The sequence below is a fragment of the Halosimplex salinum genome, from assembly GCF_003730195.1.
Classification (GTDB): domain Archaea; phylum Halobacteriota; class Halobacteria; order Halobacteriales; family Haloarculaceae; genus Halosimplex; species Halosimplex salinum.
The window spans coordinates 1-21215 of sequence record NZ_QWGG01000004.1; the positions used below are offsets into that span (position 1 = coordinate 1).

The window sequence follows — 21215 nt, forward strand, 5'->3', positions numbered from 1 at the left end:
CCGCGTCCACGCACGAACAGAAGTGTTCCTTGCGTTGTGTCTGCGGCTCGTCGTTGCAATCACCAACTTCGAACGAGGAAACGATCCGGGCTGTGAGAAGCTATGAGATGGATTCTATGACACGCTCCTACATAGGGCATATGGAGAAGGCGATGGGACAAACAGCGGGGCTGGCTATCGAAGGCGGGTACGACTATGTCGCGTCAGAAGCTGCTCAGATCATCCGAGATCTCCAAGCAAGCCAGGCGAACGACGACTAAGCGGTCGGTTCATTTACAGGCGATTGGCTGGGGCCGAATAAATATTCGACACGCGTGATAATCCATCACATCGATCACGGGCACAAGGAAAACTCGGACTGCGAGGTTTAGACGGCTCGCAGAAACCGGGCGTTAGGTGGGGGCCTCCACGGTAAGCGCCTCGTCGGTGGGTGACCAGGTGTGCTTGTTCTGTTCAGCGAGACCAACGTTCTGGAGGCGACTCAGAATCGAACCTACCTCGTTTCGTTCTGTACCGTTCGAATTTGGTTCTTTGAACGGTGAATCAGGGAGTTCGCACACATCGCCGTGGATAACACGGCGAACCGCGCCGCCGGTGTTCTGGCGGAGTGCCTTGAGGACGAACTGTTCCTCCGTCGTCAGCCGGTCAATGGCGTCTGCAGGTTCTTCAACGCCGCCAAGACGTGTCTCAGGGGTCTCCCATTCTTCGAGAACGAACTCGGTTATCGCCTCTTCGCGGTCCTCGATATTTTCGACGGACCACTCGTCGTAGTTGTCTTGGATGTCCCACTGCACCCAGAGCTTCGACTCTACGTACCCCTCGTCGCGCTTTGTCTCGAACGCAGCGTTCCCCCACTTCGAGTTCCACGATCTGCTTGCCAACGTGAGGTTCCCGAGGCGGTGAACATATGCATCATACCGAGCTTCGGGACTAGGATACTCGTCGGCAGCCTGGATCGGGAGTTCGTCAGGACTCTGTGGCCAGATGTGTTCGACCGTGTATTCGTTACTCATTGCTTCCGAGAGCGTCGGGCCCCCACGTTCCCCCTTCTCGTCAGCTCGGTGTTCGTTGTAGAAGTAGAAGAGGTACCGGAGATCCTGTGAGCTTGCTTTCGAGTAGAGGTCAGAAGCGGACAATGATCGCCGGAACTGGGAGTCATCCTCGTATCGGTTCATCAGGGAGACGACTTTGCTCACCCAGACATCCGCAGGGCTGTCCTTGCTGAGGTTCCGTGTACGGACGTAGAGGCTGGACTCACCAGTGTGGCTTCGATGGTTGCCAATGGAGTAGACGCGGAAGATGTACGTCTCAATGGCGTTCAGGAGCTCCTGTCTCCCATCCTCATCGAGGTTCGGCCACGCTTTGAGGAGCAACGGGTAGAACTTCGTCGCATGACGCAGGCGATGTATCCGCTGGACAAGCGTCGAGATGTCGTCGTCACCAGTACGGTCGAGTACTTTCGCTAACGCGTTGAATCCTCGCTCTAAGCTGTTAGTGTAGTCTTGGATGTATTCCAAGCACGCCTGGGGATCCTCCCTTCGAAGCGTACGAACGTGTTCTTTCAATTCGCTGAGAAAGGCAGGATCGCTGTACTCGTCAGAGTTCGACCAGTCGAAGTACGAGATGAAGTGGTACCGCTGGACTGCATCATCACTGATGTCGGTGATGTACGGTGACTCCAGCATCGTTTGGTGGTCATTGTACATCTCCCCGAACGACTGCCGAATGCGGCGAATGGTCGCTTGGGCCTCGCCTTCGTCGTCCGCAGCGAGATAGGCCATCCGCATCAGGAAGGACTTCGTCTTGTCGAACGTTGAGAGTGATCGACCACGATCATTGACGCTGTCGAAGATGAGCGTCGCCTTCTCGGGGTTGGCTGCGTCAACGACGTACACCATCAGTTCGAGTTCGAGGATGGTTTCCCAGAGTTGCTTGAGCTTGGTGGCGACGTCTACGGGATTAACATCAGGGGACGCAGTGAGATCATCGAGTTGCTCGTCGAAGTATTCCTTCGCCTCGATCATCTTCCGCTGGGACGGGCGCTCCGGTTCGTGAAGGTCGTGCCCAGTGAGCAACCATTCGAGATACTTGTTGTCCTCCTCGTCAAGTAATTGGAGCTGGTAGATGTTGTCCTCAATGAGAAGCGTCTCGCGCATCTCTTCGACGTCGCCGAGTATCTCGGCCTCGTGATCCGTCTCAGGTGCGATATCTTCCAGACACTCCGTCATCGAGCGCACCAACAGCGCAAGCGAGGTGAGACGCTGTTGGCCATCGATGAGGAGGTTGATCGGTTTCTCTCTGGAAGAGCCGTATCCACCAGTACTCCCACCGCTTTCCGTTTCATCCGTCTTCTGGATGATAATCGTCCCGAAGTAGTGCTGTTTGTCCGGAGGTAGCGTGTAGAGGTCAGTCCAGAGGTCGTCCCACTCCGGCTCGGTCCAGGAGTAGTACCGCTGGTACTCCGGAACGTGGAACACCCCTGCTGTCGTCAGTTCTTCTAACGATTTCTTTCCCGATTCCATACACCGGATTGCTCAGAGAAGGCAGAAAGTTCCTGTGGGAATCACGCTACTGGAGTTGAAACATCCTCAACAGATTTTTCGGCAGTGCATAAGACGGATACATATGGCTCAGGTCGAATGGACGTTCTCGGACGAGGAGATCGACAACGTTCTTGAGATAATCACCAACCAAGAAGACGACCCGTTTGTGCAGAAACGACGGGAACAGAACGTGTCCAAAGCCGATATCGAAATCACTCCGGATCAGTTCTGGAATGCGCATCTCGCAGCACTACTCACCTCCCAGCAGCGCTCAGGACCGGACAGTCATGTGTCCAAATTTCTGAAGAACAAAATTCAGACGGTGAGTCTCGATCAGTGTCGGGATGTCGATGACGTCAGCGGATTCGTTTCTGAGACGCTCGAAGAACACGGGGGGATTCGGTACTACAACAACATCGGTGACGCCTGTGAGGCGAATCTCGAACGTCTGGACTCTGGAGGATGGGACGAACTGTGGAGTGAACTGGAGCTGTTACGGGAGGCACGAACGCGAGAGCCGAAAGCCGGTGATCCGGAGACGGAGCGTGAAGCAGCGACTTACCTGTCCGAGCGGCTCGCTGGTGATGGACTCCACAGAGTAGGGTCAAAGCAAGCGCGGAACATCCTCCAGATTCTCGGTCTGACAAGGTTCGAGATTCCACTTGATTCTCGTATCACGAAGTGGCTGAACAAGAACTTCGATCTTCCCTACCACGTTTCCGGGTCAGGACTCAGCACGCCGGAGTATTACCACTTCATCATGGACATCGTTCAAGACGGCTGTTCAACAGCCGATGTGCTCCCCTGTGTCTTCGACGCCGCGGTGTTCTCAAGCTACGATACGAACTGGACAGAGAGTGATGCCGATGCAATCTTCTAAGAGGCATTATACGACGCCGTTGCCGATCATTGCGGCCGCAGAACTCCGCACCTAGATTACGCAGCGGAGGTGACGCTCACAGACGAACAAGCCGGACGACATGCTGTGGTGGGATTTCGCTCACAGGCTGGATCGATAGTAGCTCGAAGTATTACGGTTGACGAGACAACCTATGCTTCTCTCTCAGTTCTGGCTACAGTATTCATGAACATGTTGCATAATATCGACAATCTCGGTAGGGTGTTCTACATCGTCTAATCTCCCCATCTTAAGCCCTATGTTTGGTTTAGTCACACTGGGGCAGTCTGGAATATTCTGCGCGCAGCCACTTCGGATGGTGTCAACGATTTCGTCACTCGGTTTCTCTGCCCCGTCTACTGACTGGAAATGGATTTCATCCCAGTCATTGCCATCTGCACGCGGCCAGTGTTCTTCAGCGAGTCGGGCTAAGTCGTCCTTCTCCCACGTGTCTTCAAGTTCCTTGTCACCGATCCAGACGAGTTCTGGCTCCGAACCTCCGACTTCGTATATATCTTCAAGGTGGTCTTCAAGAGTATCTTCATAATGGGTCTCCTCTTTTGCATCGGAATCCAGGATAACGAACGTTCGTGCTCGCCCGCTATCCTGAAGCCGCTGGAGGGTTTTTACGATATGGCCACATCCCTGACTGTCCCAGACTTGGACCCCATCCTCGACGAGGGTGCTACCGGTGACTTGGTGGTATAGTTCTTCGATATAGTTGTGTTCAGTTGCGCCCTCTACGACAATCATCGCTCGTTCGAGATAGACCCAGCTGGCAGAGAGTCCCAAACCGGCCATGATGTTGCCCATGAAATCCTCCGCCTCTGCTTCGTCTTTCGAAACTAGCGGCGCTCGTTCGTCGTTCGGATCCACTTCTTCAGGGAGATATACTACTTCGTGTAACGGGGTCCCATCAACCATAATCAAACTATGAGTCGAGACGATACACTGGGAGAGATAACTATCTTCACCCGAGATATCGCTCCGGAGAAGATTGATCAGCCTCCGTTGGACGTCAAAATGGAGGCGGTGATCCGGTTCGTCCATCGTCCGGATGACGGATTCTTTTCCTTTATTGGCCTCTGCGCTCCATTCAAGCATTGAGAGGGCCGAGCGGGCATTAGTTCCGCCACCCAGTTCTTGAAGCGGGATCTGTTCACCATCTCGGCGAAGCACGATGTTGGAGAGATCTGCTCCGTTGACAAAACTCCAATCAGGATCTACTGTGATCTGGTCCAGACCGGGGAGGTATCGCTCCATCCTGTCGGAGAGGCTTTCGAGTCGTTCGTTAAGCGCATCCGTCGCTTGCTCTTCAATTTCGACAAGTTCGTCAACTCCACTCTTCTCACCATCCTCATCCTCGGCATAGAGGAACGATTTGGTTTCTTGACGGAGTAGTTTTGAGAGTAACTTGATTGGGCTGTCTACATCCTCGGTATCGATTTGCTCACTGGCTGGAGCTAAACGACCGAATTCTCTGGTTCCGCAAGAGATCCAATCAAGACAGGTGTCTTCAGGATTTTCGAGGATCTCAGCCTTCAATTCCTCGAACTGTTCTTCCCGCTCATCAGCGTTGCTTCCTGGCTCAATATCGTAATCCTCCAGAATCTCCTTTTCGCCATCCGCATAATAGTCCCATTCGTGGAGCCGCTCATCTTCGGGAACCCGCTCTCTGAGATAGTGGTCTGGGGACTCCAAATAGACATCTTCTTCTGAATCTCCAGTTACTTCCCATTCGATCTTCAGCCCTGCAGCATCGCCCTCCTCAAGATTGGCACGGTCTGCCAGATCGTCCGGCGGGTTTTCAATGATCGCCTCGATTGAGGCGTCGGGTGCTCTTCCGGTGTCTCGTGTCACATCACGCCGGATTTGCTTAATGTCCAGCTTCGAATGATCGCATACAGTCTGTAATGCCTCCAAGAGAGTGGTTTTTCCAGCGTCGTTAGGACCCACTAAGAGTGTGAACGGGGTCAGCTGGAGTGTTAAGTCTTCAAATTTCCCGATGTTCTTGACTGAGAGTCGTGAAACGTGAGTCCGTCCGTCACTCACGGCTCCGCCCTCTCGATTCGGGGATCTTGGACACGGACTAAATTGACACGCATTATTTGATCTGATCGTATCGGTATTTATCTTCGATATTCCGGTGGAAGTATTTCCCGTGCGAACTGGCGTTCATGAGTTCCTGGTGGATTCGTTTGGGGACATCGAAATACTGGTAGACTCTTCCACCGTGGAACTCAATCTCTAGAACTTGGTTCGACTCATCATACCCTACGCTACTGAGGTTACTTGAGGAGACGGGGGCCCGTTTCATACTGCATTATGTGGCAGAATAGTCATTTAGTTCTATCCATTAAATAACGATTTGTCTAGCTTCAGTTACTGTGTTGGGTGAGGCAGTAGGGGAGTCCTTTGACTTCGACGGCTTCGACGTCTGGGGCTTTGATGACGGCTTGGCCTTTGCCGTATTTTTGGAGGTCTTGTTCGTAGCCGCGGGGGATGGAGGGGACTTTGGTGATGACTTCTTCGCGGAGACCGAGGAAGATGTTGGTGTTGGTTTGTTTGAGGATGTCGCCGTCGATGTCTTCGGGGTTTTGGGTGATCATGAAGAGGCCGAGTTTGTCTTTGCGGCCTTGTTTGACGGCGTCACGAGCGCGGTTGACGATTGTGTGTCGTTTTTACTTCACTTTCACCCTGGTTGGATGATGTTTAATAGTCGTCCGGTTACACGTAGTCACATACTTTCAGGCCCGTGATTTGGTAGCACGCTCGGCTGAACAAGTACCCTCCACAACACACTGATCATGCTGACACTTACGCACATCGCTGATACGCATCTTGGCCATCGACAGTACGGGTTGAAACAACGCGAGGACGATATGGTATCGACCACGCGTGCTGCGTTCCAAGAGATGATTGAGGAGCGCGGGACGGATGCGATTCTGTTACCGGGCGACCTGTTCCACTCACGGGATTTGCGCCCGAAGATCCTGCATCAGATCGAACAGGAACTCGAACGGATACCTGATGAGGTACCGGTGTTAGTATCGCGTGGCAACCACGATGAAAACCTGACACCGCGTGACGTGACGTGGTTGAATTACCTGCATCAGCGCGGACACATCGTGTTCTTGCAAGCCAACCTGAATGCGGATCCCGAAACAGCGTGGCTCAACCCGCACGATCCGGACGAACCGGGGCAGTCTGCAGGGTTTTATGACATCGATGTCGCGGACGTAGACGGGCCGATTCGCGTGTTCGGCCTGCAGTGGCGCGGCGCGAAGACAGACCAGGCTCTCCAGCAAGTGGCGAAGGGGATCAAGGAGACGAATGAGATGCATGGGGAACCGGCGTGGACCGTGCTGCTGGCGCATTTCGGGATGGAAGATGAGGTGCCGACGCTCGGCGGGACAGTCACCCACGGCGAACTGCGAGACGTGAAGGATGTCGTGGATTACCTGGCGCTCGGGCACATTCACAAGCGGTACGAGTCGGGCGAGTGGATCTACAATCCCGGGTCGCCGGAAGCGCATAACACGCGAGAAGGACGGGCTGAGTGGGAGCACGGCTACTACTCGGTTACACTCAACGCCGGAGAATCTGAGGCTGGTGGTGACGCGGTTGGGTGCGACGTGGCGCATCACCCGACGAAGCGACGGCCGTACTACCGAATTGAATTCGACGTGACCGCGCATGAGTCACCTGGTGACCTCGGAACCGCGTTTCAGGAGCACGTTCGGGATGAGCAGGCTGCGATGACAGAATACTGCAGTCAGGACGCGTTCACGGCACAGGGTGAGCCGCGAGACCCGATTATCGACCTTCGGTTCACGGGCACGTTGCAGTTCAGCCGTGGAGATTTCCGGACGGATGAGCTTGCGGAGTGGGTGGAAGACGCGTGCGACGCGTTGTACGTCCAGGTGAATACAGGGATTCGGACGGCGAACGTGCAGCAACTCCTCTCGGAGATTGACGAGGACGAAGTGTTCAAGGATGGGCAGTTGAACACGGCTGCGTTAGAAAACCGCGTTTTCGAGACGATTGCGAAGGAATCGATCTACGATGACCACGCAGCCGATGTCGCTGACGTGTTAGGGAACGCTCATCAGATGGCTCAAGCTGGCGAAGCCGTTGAGGACATCCGTGACTCCGTGAGTTCGGCGCGCCAGGAGTTGTTCCCGGAGCTGACAGACGACGTCGTGCTGGACATTGAAGAAGATCCGTTCGCCGATGCCGACACAGGCGAGGAAGCGTCTGATGACACGACAGACGGCGACGAAGCAGACGGAGAGGCGGAGGCAGGGGAGGTGGTGGAGCAATGAGAATCACGGAAGTTGCGTTGGAAGACATCAAGTCGTATGAGGATCGGACTGTCGTGCCAATCGAAGGCGGCGTGACGGCGATTCTCGGTGAGAACGGCGCGGGGAAATCGACGGTTCAGGAGGCTATCGGATTCGCGTTGTTCGACTCGCTCCCGTTCAACAACAAGGAGTTCGTGCGGGAAGGCGCAAGTTCAGGAACAGTCGAAGTCACGTTCGAGCAAGATACACAGAACGGGACGGACCGGTACAAAGTTGTTCGATCCGTCGGCCGGTCGAAGTACGGCGTGCACCGGTATGATCCCGATGCTGACGAGTGGATCGATCAGGACATCGATTCCAAGACGCAGTTGGTGGACTGGTTGTGTGCGCGCTTCGATGTGGAAGATGGCGACGAGCTTAGCAGTCTCTGGAGTTCCAGCATCGGGGTACCTCAAACGCGATTCCTATCGGACTTCTCGCAAACGCCTCGAAATCGCAAGGCAACGTTCGATGCGCTCCTGAATCTGGACGCGTACGAGGAGTCGTGGGAGACGCTCAAGGACGTGCCGGACGCAATCGAGAGTCGGCAGCAGGATCTCCGTAGGGACATTGATACGCTCACCGGCGAGGTGCAAGGGTTGCCGGACGAGCGAGCGGAAGCGGAGTCGTTGGCCGATGACGTTGAGGAAATTGAAGCCGGGATCGAACGGAAAACCGGCGAGTTGTCGGAGAAAGAAGACGAGTATGAAGAGTTGGAAGCTGTTGAAGAGGAAATCGACCGCCTTGACCAGGAGGTTGATTCGCTGGAAGGGGACATCGACTCGACAGAGAGCAATTTGGGGACGGCGAAGGAGGAACTCGCGGCCGCCGAAGAGGCACAGGAGAAATGCGAGGCGAACCGGGAAGGGCACCGTCGGTACGAGGAGGCACGCGAGCGGCAGGATGAGTTAGAGGAACAGGAGGTCGAACGGGACGCGCTCGTCGCGGACCGAGACGAACAGGAAGACACGATCCAGGCGATCGAATTTGAAGTCGAACAGCTGGAAGAGGATCTGGAAGAACTGGAGACCGCTCGGGAGACGTTGGAGGCGCGTGAAGAGGCGAAAGAACGGTATGAGGAACTCGATGACCGTATTGAGTCGTTGAAAGACCGCGAAGACGACGTAGACGCATTCGAAGTGGAGATCGAGGAGTTGGCAGAGCAGATCGAATCGAAGGAGCGCGAAATCGAGGCGAAAGAAGAGACGATTGCGGAGATAGAGGACGAGTGGGAGGGGACGACGGATCCGGAAGCTCTCTCCGGTGAGATCAACGACCGAGAGGCGAGTCGGAAGCAACTGGAGAGCGAACGTGAGCGGCTCGAAGAACAGTTAGATAGGTTGCGTGACACGGATGTTGATGCGCCGTGCCCGACGTGTGACCGTCCGTTAAACGAGGATCACCGGTCGAAGACGATCGAGCAGCGTGAAGCCCGGATCGAGGAAATCGAGACGGAGCGTGAGGAACTCGCCGAGGAACTTGATGCGTTGCGTGAGCGGCGTGCCACGGCGCGAGAGGTCAAGCAGCGCGTCGATAAGCTCCCTGTGCATCGGGACAAAATCGAGTCGTTGGAAGGTGAGATCGAAGATTTGCGCGCCGACAAGGAAGAGACAGAGGTGGAGTTAGCGGACTTGGAAGACGAATTGTCGGATCTCCCGGATCTTGAAGCCGAGCAGGATGACTTGGAGGAGGCGTACGACGAATACCAGACTGCTGAATTCCGAGTTCAGGAGCATGCTGATGTCCCTGATGAGTTGGAGGCAAAACGGGCGGAATTAGAGGAGGAACAGTCGGTACTGGCGGAAATCGAAGACGAGTTGGAGGAGTTCGAGGGCCTGGATGAAGAGTTGACGGAGGTCAAGGAAACGCTGGAAGAGGCGGAGTCGGCACATCAAACGTATATCAAGTACGAGCAGCAAGCGTCGCAAGTGGAAGAGCGTCAGGAGAGAGTGGAAGACCTGGAGAGCGAGCTTGCAGACCTCGAAACGAATCTCGAAGAGACGAAGGCAGAACTGGAGGAGACGAAAGCGTCGTTCGATGAAGAACGATTCGAGACGCTGGAGTCAGACATCGAGGAACTCCGGGAGGAACTGGCCGGTGACCGGCGGTCATTAGAGCATAAGCGGGAGAATCTGGCGGAGGTTCGTGAAACGATCGAGGAGTTGGAGACGAAGCTAGAGGAGCGTCAGGAGAAACTTCAGCAGGTGAAGGAACTGAAAGCGGACCAGCAGTTCGCTGACTGGGTGCGGGAGAACGTCCGTGAGGCCGGGCCGAAAATGCGGGAGATCATCACCGATCGGATTGGATCCCGGGCGAATGAGTTGTTCCGGTCGATTCGCGGCGCATCGGCTGAGACGCTGGAGTGGACGAGCGACTACGAAATCGTCGTCCACGATGCGGATGTCAGAAAGTCGTTTTCGACACTGAGCGGTGGGGAGAAGATGGCAGCTGCACTTGCGGTGCGACTGGCGATTCTCGAACAGTTAGCGTCCGTGGGGATCGCATTCTTGGACGAACCGACGGCGAACCTCGATCGGCAAAAGAAACGGAATCTTGTCACCCAGCTCAAACAGCTGGATAGCTTCGAGCAACTCACGGTCATTAGTCACGACCAGACGTTCGATTCGATGACTGACTACACGATCACCATCGAGAAAGACCAGCAGACGTCGGAGGTGTCGGTCAATTAATGCCGATCGATAAACACGGTGTCGCGTCTGAATTGGAGGCGAACGTTGACACGATTAAGACGTATCTCGAAGACGATACGGGGATCGTGGAGCGGTATCAAGACGCGTTTCAGCGGTTGCCCGACGAGTGGACGAGCGAGGAGATTCGAGCGTCGCTCCAGGACGCGTCATACCCAGGGGCGTATCCGACAGACGAGTTCGATGAGGGGGATAGTCTCATCGTTCCGTACCCCGAGAGTGACGGGTGGGAGAATCACGAGGAGGTCAACGAGTGGGCCCGCGATATTATTCGTGACGTGCCGGTGATGGCTGTCGATGGGTCACAGCTCCCGCCGACAACGCAATTCAACGTTCCGCTCGCGTACGTCCAAGCGGCATGGGCAGTCAACCACCATCACGCTGAGGGACGGCTTGACCGCGGCGTCGAAGGACGGCTCTTGACGCCTGACGAGGTCACACAAGAATCAGAGGACGGTGACTACCGGTTCGTTGATTCCCAACTCGTGGGGCATCACCGGTTCGAACACGAAGGGCGGCTACTCATCGACCAACTCTCGGAGTTAGCTGATGCGCGTGATGCAGGTGATATCGATCAGACGCCGGTCGTGTTCTATGACGGGCCGTTGATCGCGTCGTTTGCGAATCCGTTGAAGCCAGAGACCCGAGAGCGGTACATTTCGACGCTGAGTCGAGTTATTGCAGCGAGTCAGCACCACGAGATTCCGCTGGTCGGGTACGTTGCCGGGTCGAGCGCCACTGAGCTCGTGAAGATGACACGGCTCCTGTTACGCGAGGAATTCGGGACGGATCGCGTCATTCCGGATGCACACGTCTTGACGGAGTTGATGAGCCCGTGGGGGGACACGACAATCCCGTTCATCTCGAAACGCGATGGGAGTATCGACGCGTTGCAGACAACGTACAACGGGGAAGCGTACGAATTCCGCGATGACATCTTGTTCTCGTACCTGAACGTACCGCCAGGCGCTGGACTCGACCGAATCGAATTCCCCGGGTGGCTGTGCCGCAGTAACGGTCCCGACGGGTACGATTCGATGTACGAGTACACCGTCGATATTGTGCGGGCAGAAGCAGGCATCGGACGTGGCTATCCTGAAATCCTGCAACAGGCCGACAGTGACGCTGTGTTAGACCATCAGGACCGCCAACAGTTCCAGCGCGTCGTCCAACGCTGGGCTGAATCGAACGACGTACCGCTGGAATGGGACGCCAAAGCACTAAGCAAGGAACTTCGACGACGATGATTCACCACCACACCCCACACGCACCAGCAGGATGCACCGCTCGACGACCAGACGACAGTACGGAGACGAAGCTATGACAGACACACTGGCTGACGGAGACAGTCCGGATCTCGATTCGTGCGTTCGGATTGGCAGCATCGTGTCCTCGAACAGCCATCTGGATTACGTCGCCGAGGTGTACAAGGAACGAGACTGTGATCGTCCACCGGAACTGCACGAGCGCGAATTCGGACAACCCGTCTTCATCAAGAAAACTGTCGACGGAACCGAGCACGCAGTCATGGGCGTGATTTATGACACGCAGTTAGTCGATCCTGACCAGGGACGAACCGGGCCGCGATTAGCGCAGGACGACCAGGCCCAATTCACGCCGGGATACATCGAAGAGCGCACCACGCTCGCTGGCGTGGCGCTTCTCGGTACCGCAGAAATCGCCGAAGATGGGACAATACAAGAGCCAACGCATCAAATGCCGCGGTGGACGTTAGAAGTCGAGGATACCGTCTTCCACTGTCCTGATCAGGTCACGGTTTCCTTCCATACCGTCGACGATCAGATTCAGTTGGCGTACATGGATCGACTCTTAGATATTGCTGGTGACCTCGGGTCGGAGGTCATCGTCGCACTGATTGACCGGTTACGAGGGATGCTACCGGAAGACGATCCAAATCAGCGAGTACTAGACGTGGTTGAACAGAACGTGCAGTGGCAAGCGCGGGAACAGCGAGGGATGGTCTGATGACTGATCGATCAGACGTGGTCGGCACCGTTGCTGGACCGGGTGACGATCCGAACGAATTCGTGTTCGTGACTCCGTCGGACAAGTCGATCAAGACGGGTGAGTTCATCACGTACACTGTCTCGGTTGAAGGTGAGCCACGATCGGTGTTCGCTCGCGTGACGAACCGTGAGCTGATTCGGGGTCTCCCTGAAGGGTTCCTTGCGGATCCGGAGGTCGGGCCGGAGACAGTTGCGGCAACGCTCGGTGTGCCGACTGATGACACTGAGTTGTACCGGTTGACAGCAACGGTCATCGGGTACTACGATACGAACATGACGACGTTCGCTAATCCTCGCCAGTTGCCTGACCCGGGGACGCCACTGTCGATTGCACCACACCAGCAACTCGAAACCGTGTTGCCGAACCTCGGCTGTGAAACTGACAGCACAGATGTCACAACACTTGACGGAGTCGCGCACATCGGCTGGCTGTTGAATCGACCAGCAGAGGCGACAAATTTACACATTCCAATCGAAGAATTCGCTTCGACACACCTAGCGATTCTCGCTTCAACAGGGAGCGGGAAATCCTACACAGCGTCGGTCCTAATCGAGGAGATGATGCGTCCGAGCTCGCGTGCATCACTGCTCGTGTTTGACCCACACGGTGAGTACGACACGTTGGCGGAAATGCAGGGTGAAGAGGCGTTCCAAGGTGCAGATGGGTATGAACCAAGTATCGAGTATTACGACCCGGAGCGCCTTCGAGTTCGCATCTCTGAACTTGAGATTGGTGACGTGATGGCGATCTTGGACAACCCAAGTAATCGGATGCAAGAGCGGCTTTCGACGGCGTGGCGCGCGATGCAGAGACAAGAGAGTCGGACGTGGGGTATAGACGAACTCATTGCCGAAATGGAGCGGATCTACGGCGATGATGACGCGAGTGTCGGCGCACTAGAGTGGCGACTCCGACGGTCGATTGAACGGAATGATCTCTTCCATCCCGAAGAAAACGTTCCGCTGGACGAGATTGTAGATCCGGGGCAGTGTACGGTGCTCCAGATGGATACGTTGGATCAGTGGGACCAGCAACTTATCACGACCGTTCTTCTGCGGCGGATGTATCGAGAGCGACTTGATGACGTGCGAGACCGGGATTCGGATATCGAGCATCCGATTTTCGCCTTGTTCGAAGAGGGACACCGCTTTGCTCCAGCCTCCGGTGAAGCCCCATCGCTAGGGATCATGCGAACGATCACGTCTGAAGGCCGTAAGTTCGGATTCGGACTCGGGATTATCAGTCAACGTCCGTCGAAAATCGATCAAGACGTACTGTCGCAGTGCGGAACCCAGATCTCGATGCAGATCAAAAACCCGAATGACCAGGACGCGATCAAAAACTCCGTGGAGGCCGCTGGCGAGGACGTGCTTCGGGAGTTGCCCGGTTTAACCCCAGGGCAAGCGGTCGTGTCTGGTGACGCAATGAACACGCCAGCACTGATCCAAGTTCGACAGCGACGCACACCACACGGTGCTGGAAGCAGGCCAGTTATCGAAGAATGGCGCGAAGCATATGACGAACGACAACGCGAACCGACACAGTCCGAATCGGCTGATTTCGCGGAGGGAGATTCGACTGGCGTTCAGAGCTTAGACTGATCACTATCTCACAGTAGATTTACAACACTGGTGCTCGGTGTGCCATTCATATGACTACCGAGGGACTTACCCCAGGCACGCTACGAGACGCGCTCACTGATGTTGGTGTCGAACTGAACACGGGTGAAACAGCGGGATGCGTCGAATTAGAATCCAATTTAAATCTTAATGCGCTCGCAATCGGTCTCGGATTAGCGAATATCGAGTACGAGCCAGAACAATTCCCCGGTTTGATTTACCACGTAGACCAACCAATGACCACCGCTGTGTTGTTCGGTAATGGTGTAATCGCAACAGTGGATGGGATGGATGAGCCGGCAGTTACGGATGCCATTTTGACCGTGATTGAACGAGGGGAAGACCTCGGACTCATCGAAGCCGACTCAACACCATCAGTGAACGTGCCTGTCGAGTCAATTCCAGTCGCTGACATAGTTGAAACTGGGGAATGAATCTGATCCGGGCTGACAGCGCTGAATCGGCACAACGTGTTACGGAACTTCATCTACGACATCGCGTAGACCATCTGGACTGGACCAAGCGAAGCATCGATTGTGAAGTTCGAAGAGGCGGAATTCGTTGAGATGCACCCAACTGTATGGAACTGGGGCGTCTTCGACGTCGTCTCGATTTTCAAGTCGCTCTATGATGTCTGGTTTCGCAAGATCGATATCGTTCTTGTTCGCCGCTGTGATGAGGGAGTCCAGCTCTTCTTCGGTGGTAGCTTCGTCGAGATCGTCGTTGAAGTAGATAGTCGCGGCAGCGGCGATGACGTCTGCTTCCGTGTTGAGGTTCTGTGCGGTCATCCACGCGTAGTCCCGGGGTAGCACGTAGAATTTGTCGAAGTTGTCCAACCGGCGTATCTCTCCCGACTGACCGAGCAGGCGATGGAGCGCGTGTAGTCTTCCGCGAGAGTCGGACAGAGAATCGACGAGACTAGTCCCCGAACAACCGGGATAGGAATCCACTGGAGTTGTCCGTATCCGATGCGTCTTCCGTGGTGGTTGACTGCTCGGTGTCTGTGCCGGTTTCGGCTGCTCCGTTCAGGAGGTCGTTGACGGAGTATCCGATCCACTCGGCGAACTCTTCGGGTGCGCCGATGTAGACGCTCGTGGACGATTTCTCGGACATGAATCGTTTGGGGAGGCGTTTCTCGTAGTCGTAGACCTCGTACTCTTCGCGGTCGAAGTCAGCTGTGATGGCATTCGGCTCCGACTCGAACGTGACACGGCCGCCTTGAATGTCGCGCTGCCACTTCAGCCGCCCCGTATCGTACGTCTTCTCGGCCGGTTCGTCGGCGGGGAAATACTCGGGTTTCTCCCGACCGGCTTCGTCGTAGAATTCGCGGACAATACGGCGGACGTCTTCGATAGTGCCGTTCCCGTCGGTCCACGGTTGTTCGGTGAGCATTCGGCGGGCCACGTAACTGAAGATCGGGTTCTGCCGTTCTAGCACGCCCGAGAGGTCTTTTTGTGCTTCGCGGAAGCCTGGATCCTCCGGGTTGGAGGGGAATGAGACGTCCATGCTCAGGATTTTCATTCGGTTCCGGAATTCGGATTTCGGGAGAGCGTCGTTGGTCGTGAAGATGAGGCAAGGCTGATCGACGCTGGTGGGTGTCCAGTCGCCCCAGTAGTTTCGGATCGGGCTCCAGCGCTGGATCTTCTCTTTTTCGGCGTCGATGATGGCGTACGGGAAGCACGTGTCCCATTCGCGGACGCCGCGGACCTCTTTGACGCCGACGTCGTCTGCGTCCACACCGGAGATGACCGTGTTGTCGGAGACGAGTCGCAGGATGTACTCGGTGAGTTTGTCTTTCCCCGCGTCGCTCTTTCCTTCGATGTAGAGGTGCTGCAGAACGTTGTCTAGTGTTCGTGACGGTGACGACAAGGCCTCGGCGTACTGGTTGGCGAACGGGGCCCAGAACCCGTAGAGGAACGCCTCGTACATCTGCGCCATCACTGCGGTCTCGGATTGCGTGTGGCCGTGGTTCTGGACGGTCTCGATGTAGTCTTCGATGGTTTCGAGGCAGTGATCTAGAACTTCGGGGGTCGGCTCGTCGGTGGCGACGAGAATCATCTCGTCATCCTCCCCGATCACGACCTGCTCGGCCTCTGGAAGGACGGACATCGTCGGGATGGCCGTCGACTCCTTGACCTGGTTATTGTACGCGCTCAGCGGCGCGGTGATACTGTGGTCTTCGACGGTCGCCCCGCGGTCACGGAGCCCGGACCCGAACTCGTCGGCAGTGTCTTTGTCCACCTTGCTGGTTCCCATTCGTATCTTCTCGTCGGGCGCGCGGATCCGCGGCCGGTCGAGCCCGTCCGTCAGCCCCGTTTCGTGATCTGATTCGACGAGCCCGACGTCCGGTGATTCATCCTCGTCCGGAGCGACGGTCGAGTCTTCCTCGTCCGTGGAGTCATCTGGCTCGATGACGTTGCGGTCGGCGTTCTCGGGTTCTTCGACGAATGCAACTGTCTCGTCGGCCTCCTCTGGGTCGTCAACGACGGCAGTGACCTGATCGGCGACGTCTTTCAGGTCCTCGACGGCGTCCTGATTCAGGGCGGCAGTGTCACTCACGTCGAGGTCGCCGGCTCCGACCCAGTACTCGATGCGGTTCTCCCGCTCTTCCGGCGAATCGGCTTCTTCTAGCGCCTCAACGAGCCCTTCGAGGAGCGTCTGGTCGCTGTACCCTTCGCGGTACTCGTCGATGAACCGCTCGAACTCTTCGTCCAGTTCGGTCCCGACATCGGTCGTAATGACGGAGATTTGGTTCGTATGGTACTCCCAGGAGTTCCGCGAGAGGTTCGCCGACCCTTGGACGAGCTTCACCGTGTCGTCCGGCATAACGATCCGGTAAATCTTCGAGTGGACCGTCTTCCGGTTCTTCAGCCGAATCGTGAGTCGGTCATCCTGTCGAAGTCGAACGAGTGACCTCGCCGTCGACACTTCGTTCACTTGGTCGGCGTAGTCTTCAGCGTTCCCGATAAGTACGTCCAGCGACCCGATGTCGTACTCCGTCAGCATCTGTACCATCAGCTCAGGTGTCTCCGCATACGTCACGGCGTCCACGTGACGAGCGCCTGCGAACAGATCGAGAAAGTCAGCACGCTCTTTCACCATCGCCAGGCGGTATTCCGCAGCCCCCGATCCGTAGAACTCCGGCATATCTGCGAATCGGTCGAATGAGATATTCGCTGTCAGTTCGTCCATACACACGGCAGCGGTCTGAAACGAATAAAACCGTGCCGTGGGGCGGTAGTAGAACATACGCTGTCGACACTTGGTGACACTTCGACAGCGATGAGCGAGACTGACATCCTCCCGTGCCGGAGACAAGGGAATTCCACGGCACTACACCGCTGGATTTGGTCGTTGATCCGCCACCTGTATTGTTAAATTTATAAGAAATAGTTGAGACAGGCAGTCTTCGAATCGTTCTATACCCTGCGTAAGCGAGATTATTACTCGCTTGGTCCTCGAATCACGACTGGGCACCAGTCATCACTGTCACGGCCGTGTAAGCGTCCAGCAAATCGTCGATGTGCTTGTGTTACTGCCATGAGGAGGCGGACTTCGCTCATTTCCCAGTGGTAATCTCCCGCATGGTCAGGGAGATGTACGTCACGGAGGAGGTATTTGGGGTGATAGTCCGGGCCCCACGCGATCAGAAATCCTTCCACTGTGAACGTCCGGAACCCGGTCGGTCCGAAATGTAGCGCGTAGAAGGTTTCCTCTAGGTCCTCTCTGTGCCCGTCCCAAACTGAACTTCCTTCTTCAAGAAGTGTATGTAACAACTTTGCGTCGATTTCGTGTTCGTCAGCCACGGAGAGGACGATATCCTTCGGGATTGGATGCGTCCATTCCGCGTCAGCCGAGTTGGTTGTGCGTGTCTCTGTCATAGTGCTTCTGAACGGTTGCGTATATTTGCTTGCCGTTCAGGTACACCGGCAAAATAACCACCGTGGTTTAAACCCTGGCCCGCTGAGAGCACCGCCCCCCGGATTCGGGAAATACGACGAGAGCCGCAGTAAGTACTACTCTCTGCCGGCTCGGATTTTCCGAATCCTGCTGTGATGGCGTCGGTAATTCAATGGAACGTCTAGAACCGCACTCATGCGAGCGGCACAGTCTGGATACGGACGTTCAACATTCTTCAGGTTCTGAAAGGCGCGCTGCTCATCACACCGCCGTTAGTGCTTGTGGCCGTATCAGATCGGATGTGCCTCTGATTGGGTGCCTGTAGGTATGATCCTAAGAACGTATCAACCAAGATGTGTCCCTCATAGCGGCTGAGTGCCGTTGTTCTGGAGAAAGCATTACATCGAAGAGCGGTTTCACGCGCGCTTGGTATCGCTGATCGTTCTCGTTGTTCGCCGTCTAAACAAGAACTATGGTTCTAGGAAATTCGACGGGGCCCTCTTGGAATCGCCGTGGACGGGGCTAAGAAGCATGTCTGTCGTGGTGTCCGGTGCGGCCGTAGCTGTGCAGTGAGTAGAACGGTAACTCCCTGAGTGGCTTACCCTTTTAAAAAACCAGCTCCTGAAACTGCATTACTCCGATGTCTCGCACTACTTCAGAAACAAAGTCCGTCGGTCGATTACGACCGTCTACTGGTGAGTGCTACAACTCTCAAGATACCGAACGGGTCACCGCCACCCAGAGTGCTAGTGTCGTGTCGCATATCACTCCAACCGGGACTGAGAGACTGAGCGTCAGTGACTGGGAACCTGTTCCGGACCGATTCGACGAGAGCACGCATGAAACCCTTGTAGAGAGGCTCCGGACGGCAGCCGACGCTCTTACCGCGACCATCGATTCTGCTCTGCCCGAGTCCCTACAGGATCAGGTTACGGAGTGGTGCGCACTCCACGGGCTTGATACTCCGGCTACGACGCATACTCGGACGATCATCGCTCGGCAAGCTGTTCTGAACGTGTTTCTCAAGACGACACTCTACGAGTGGCACCACCAGCACGCCGACCTGCCATCGCTGCCCACCGATACGCGAGAGGCACTTCGACGAGCAGCGGATCAGACAGAGAATCCAGCGTTCAGCGAGTACGTTCTTGATGAGATTGTCTGGTTCGCTGACGACGCCGATCTCGAACCGGTCGTCGATGCTCGGGACTGGTTGCTGGAGTCGGGAGAGCCGGCTGAAGCCATCGGCCGGCTCTATGCAGACCTGACGTCGAACGACGACCGCCAGATACTCGGTCAATTCCGGACGCCTCCATCCGTCGGGACGCTCATGCAGGCGTGGGCAGCCGGTGGCGATGACAGTGTGCTTGACCCCGGGATGGGAGCTGGTGTCCTAGCAAGCCCATTCCACCCGCAGTGGGAGGTAAGTGCAGAACCAGCCCACGTTAACGGCATTGACAAGAGTCCCCTCTCAAACCTCATGGGGACGACCGCGCTCACGCTGTACGGGCAGGCGCACGACCCGCGTACGACTGATTTTCTCGACCTCTCACCAGCAGACCTGCAGCGAGATGTCGACGCGATCATCTGCAACCCTCCCTACACGAGTGGCGATTCGCTCCCGGCAGCGTACAAAGACCGAATCAACACGCAAATAGAACAGTCGATCGGGAGCGAAATCAGCGCACGCTCACCGCTCCATGCATATTTCATCTACCACGCACGACAGTTCCTCTCTGCAGGGGATCGCGCAGCCTTCATCACACCGCAAAGCCTCCTCACGACACGTTACGGAGAATCCCTCAAGCAGTACCTCCTAGAGGTGTTCTCGATCAAAGCGTTCGTCCAATTCAACCCGGCTGGTGAACGAATCTTCCCGGACGCTCACACGACGGCCCTCATCACATTCTTAGAAGCAACACCTGAGAATGAATCAGATGGCGAAACGCGGTTCATTCGTGTTGATGACTCGGTTAGCGGGTATGAACTTCGTGACGCAGTCAAGGAGGGTGAGTCGGGGCGCACCGACTGGGGGTTCATCAACTGCGTGCAACAAACACAGCTCGATCCAGTCAAGAACTGGGAATCATTATTCACCCCGACGGACATCGATACGAGCAGTTTCAGACGCCTTGACGAGTTCGCCACAGTACATCGTGGCGTGACGACTGGCGCAGTCAATTTCTTCTGCCTCTCACAGGCCGACGTTGACGACCTCGAATTAGCCAACGAGCATCTTTCCCGGCTGATTCGGCGGCCAAGACTCGTCGACGGGTATGATTTCCGTGACGAAGACTGGGAGGAACTACGAGGGAACGGTGAGGACGTGTGGTTGTTCGATCCTGACTTGATCCAAGAGATCCCGGAGTCGATCCGCGTATTTACCGAGCAGATGGCTGAGGACTCATCGGTACTACCAGACGACGACTCCGGCAGGGTAGCGAATGTGCTTGCATATCTGCGTGACGGCGTTAGCAAGCACGGTCTATCAGAGACGACTACGTTCGAAGATCGTCCGTACTGGTACCGGCCGAGGAGACAAGACTCTCCCCAGGTTCTGATTCAAAACGCGAGCGGAGACGGATTCACGTTCCTGCTGAATGAGACACCGGCCCGAAACATCCACAATTTCGATGGACTCTACGACGTAACGCTGAACGAGACGGAACTGAAGGCGTTGCTCGCGTATTTGAATAGTAGCGTTGCCGAGCGCGTCGTTTCCAATTACACGCAGACTCGGCAAGGTGGTTTGGAAAAATTGGGGCCGGGAGCTCTCAAAAAACTGCCTGTGATTGATGTGACCGACATCGATGATGAGTTGACGACTGACCTTGCTGACTTATTCGATACGCTGCGAGAGACCACACGGCGCGACGATGATTGCGAGTCCGTCATTAATCGCATCGATGCTGTACTCCAGCAGACCCTGTGATTCAGCGTTCGGTTCTGACTCAGATACTTGGCTTGGTGATCCCGACGCTCCTTCACGAGAGTCGCGGTAAATACCACTCTCAGCCGGATCGGACTTCCCGAATCCTACGATGATGGCGTCGGTGACACAATAGCGGCTGAGTATGGATGTTCTGGAACAAGCAATACCACGAGATCCACTGAGGATTCTGGCGTTCGGTAGAATGTACGTACTCACGTACTTGTGGACGTACACATGGATGTAC

Annotated in this window: 14 protein-coding genes and 2 pseudogenes; 10 read left to right on the forward strand and 6 right to left on the reverse strand. The window is 55.8% G+C overall.

The annotated features are described in order from the left end of the window. Nucleotides 1-106, forward strand: a pseudogene (locus tag D1409_RS11300) (IS5/IS1182 family transposase); the annotation flags it as partial. Nucleotides 107-392: 286 nt separating this feature from the next. On the opposite strand, the gene D1409_RS11305 reads toward D1409_RS11300, so the two are convergent. Beyond that, nucleotides 393-2522, reverse strand: a complete 2130-nt coding sequence (locus tag D1409_RS11305; protein ID WP_206425039.1) for a DUF262 domain-containing protein — start codon at nt 2520-2522, stop codon at nt 393-395. Between the two features lie 103 nt (nt 2523-2625). On the opposite strand from D1409_RS11305, the gene D1409_RS11310 reads away from it, so the two are divergent. Next, nucleotides 2626-3423 carry a hypothetical protein gene (locus tag D1409_RS11310; protein WP_123537104.1) on the forward strand — a complete coding sequence of 266 codons (798 nt, stop codon included), beginning with the start codon at nt 2626-2628 and terminating at the stop codon, nt 3421-3423. A 183-nt stretch (nt 3424-3606) separates the two neighbouring features. Here the strand turns inward: D1409_RS11310 and D1409_RS11315 are convergent, their stop codons facing one another. Then, on the reverse strand, nt 3607-5493 hold the full coding sequence (locus D1409_RS11315; RefSeq protein ID WP_164471650.1) for an ATP-dependent nuclease: 1887 nt from the start codon (nt 5491-5493) through the stop codon (nt 3607-3609). A 52-nt stretch (nt 5494-5545) separates the two neighbouring features. After that, the gene (locus D1409_RS25730) at nt 5546-5758 is read right to left on the reverse strand and encodes a KTSC domain-containing protein (RefSeq protein WP_123537106.1); all 213 of its coding nucleotides are present in this window, start codon (nt 5756-5758) and stop codon (nt 5546-5548) included. Between the two features lie 70 nt (nt 5759-5828). On the opposite strand from D1409_RS25730, the gene D1409_RS25225 reads away from it, so the two are divergent. The 7 genes and pseudogenes from D1409_RS25225 to D1409_RS25735 all read left to right on the forward strand — a co-directional run. After that, a complete protein-coding gene (locus D1409_RS25225) occupies nt 5829-6200 on the forward strand; it encodes a hypothetical protein (RefSeq protein WP_206425040.1) in 372 nt (123 codons plus the stop codon). 48 nt (nt 6201-6248) lie between these two features. Further along, complete coding sequence (locus D1409_RS11330) at nt 6249-7766, forward strand: metallophosphoesterase family protein (protein WP_123537107.1); 1518 nt, start codon at nt 6249-6251, stop codon at nt 7764-7766. Continuing rightward, nucleotides 7763-10474, forward strand: coding sequence for an AAA family ATPase (locus D1409_RS11335; RefSeq protein ID WP_123537108.1), 2712 nt, complete (start codon nt 7763-7765; stop codon nt 10472-10474). Before D1409_RS11330 ends, D1409_RS11335 begins: the two co-directional genes overlap by 4 nt. Continuing rightward, complete coding sequence (locus D1409_RS11340; protein ID WP_123537109.1) at nt 10474-11739, forward strand: DNA double-strand break repair nuclease NurA; 1266 nt, start codon at nt 10474-10476, stop codon at nt 11737-11739. Before D1409_RS11335 ends, D1409_RS11340 begins: the two co-directional genes overlap by 1 nt. 73 nt (nt 11740-11812) lie before the next feature. Beyond that, nucleotides 11813-12478, forward strand: a complete 666-nt coding sequence (locus tag D1409_RS11345) for a hypothetical protein (RefSeq protein ID WP_164471651.1) — start codon at nt 11813-11815, stop codon at nt 12476-12478. After that, nucleotides 12478-14121 (forward strand): ATP-binding protein, encoded by a 1644-nt coding sequence (locus D1409_RS11350; protein WP_123537110.1) that lies wholly within the window; start codon nt 12478-12480, stop codon nt 14119-14121. Before D1409_RS11345 ends, D1409_RS11350 begins: the two co-directional genes overlap by 1 nt. Before the next feature lie 143 nt (nt 14122-14264). Continuing rightward, nucleotides 14265-14406 (forward strand): annotated as a pseudogene (locus D1409_RS25735) (TATA-box-binding protein); the annotation flags it as partial. A 206-nt stretch (nt 14407-14612) separates the two neighbouring features. Here D1409_RS25735 and D1409_RS11360 read toward each other — a convergent pair. From D1409_RS11360 to D1409_RS24500, 3 genes are all read right to left on the reverse strand, one after another. Beyond that, on the reverse strand, nt 14613-14975 hold the full coding sequence (locus D1409_RS11360) for a hypothetical protein (protein WP_206425041.1): 363 nt from the start codon (nt 14973-14975) through the stop codon (nt 14613-14615). 82 nt (nt 14976-15057) lie between these two features. Next, nucleotides 15058-17331, reverse strand: coding sequence for a phospholipase D-like domain-containing protein (locus D1409_RS11365; protein ID WP_123537112.1), 2274 nt, complete (start codon nt 17329-17331; stop codon nt 15058-15060). A gap of 251 nt (nt 17332-17582) precedes the next feature. Further along, nucleotides 17583-18020 (reverse strand): hypothetical protein, encoded by a 438-nt coding sequence (locus D1409_RS24500; RefSeq protein ID WP_164471652.1) that lies wholly within the window; start codon nt 18018-18020, stop codon nt 17583-17585. A 773-nt stretch (nt 18021-18793) separates the two neighbouring features. On the opposite strand from D1409_RS24500, the gene D1409_RS11370 reads away from it, so the two are divergent. Further along, entirely contained in the window at nt 18794-20971 is a 2178-nt protein-coding gene (locus D1409_RS11370) for an Eco57I restriction-modification methylase domain-containing protein (RefSeq protein WP_235853546.1), read from the forward strand. Nucleotides 20972-21215 lie beyond the last annotated feature (244 nt).

Coding starts and splice junctions, on each gene's coding strand:
- D1409_RS11305 (WP_206425039.1), bottom strand. CDS start 2,522: ATGGAATCGGGAAAGAAATCGTTAGAAGAACTGACGACAGCAGGGGTG.
- D1409_RS11310 (WP_123537104.1), top strand. CDS start 2,626: ATGGCTCAGGTCGAATGGACGTTCTCGGACGAGGAGATCGACAACGTT.
- D1409_RS25730 (WP_123537106.1), bottom strand. CDS start 5,758: ATGAAACGGGCCCCCGTCTCCTCAAGTAACCTCAGTAGCGTAGGGTAT.
- D1409_RS11330 (WP_123537107.1), top strand. CDS start 6,249: ATGCTGACACTTACGCACATCGCTGATACGCATCTTGGCCATCGACAG.
- D1409_RS11335 (WP_123537108.1), top strand. CDS start 7,763: ATGAGAATCACGGAAGTTGCGTTGGAAGACATCAAGTCGTATGAGGAT.
- D1409_RS11340 (WP_123537109.1), top strand. CDS start 10,474: ATGCCGATCGATAAACACGGTGTCGCGTCTGAATTGGAGGCGAACGTT.
- D1409_RS11345 (WP_164471651.1), top strand. CDS start 11,813: ATGACAGACACACTGGCTGACGGAGACAGTCCGGATCTCGATTCGTGC.
- D1409_RS11350 (WP_123537110.1), top strand. CDS start 12,478: ATGACTGATCGATCAGACGTGGTCGGCACCGTTGCTGGACCGGGTGAC.
- D1409_RS11365 (WP_123537112.1), bottom strand. CDS start 17,331: ATGGACGAACTGACAGCGAATATCTCATTCGACCGATTCGCAGATATG.
- D1409_RS24500 (WP_164471652.1), bottom strand. CDS start 18,020: ATGACAGAGACACGCACAACCAACTCGGCTGACGCGGAATGGACGCAT.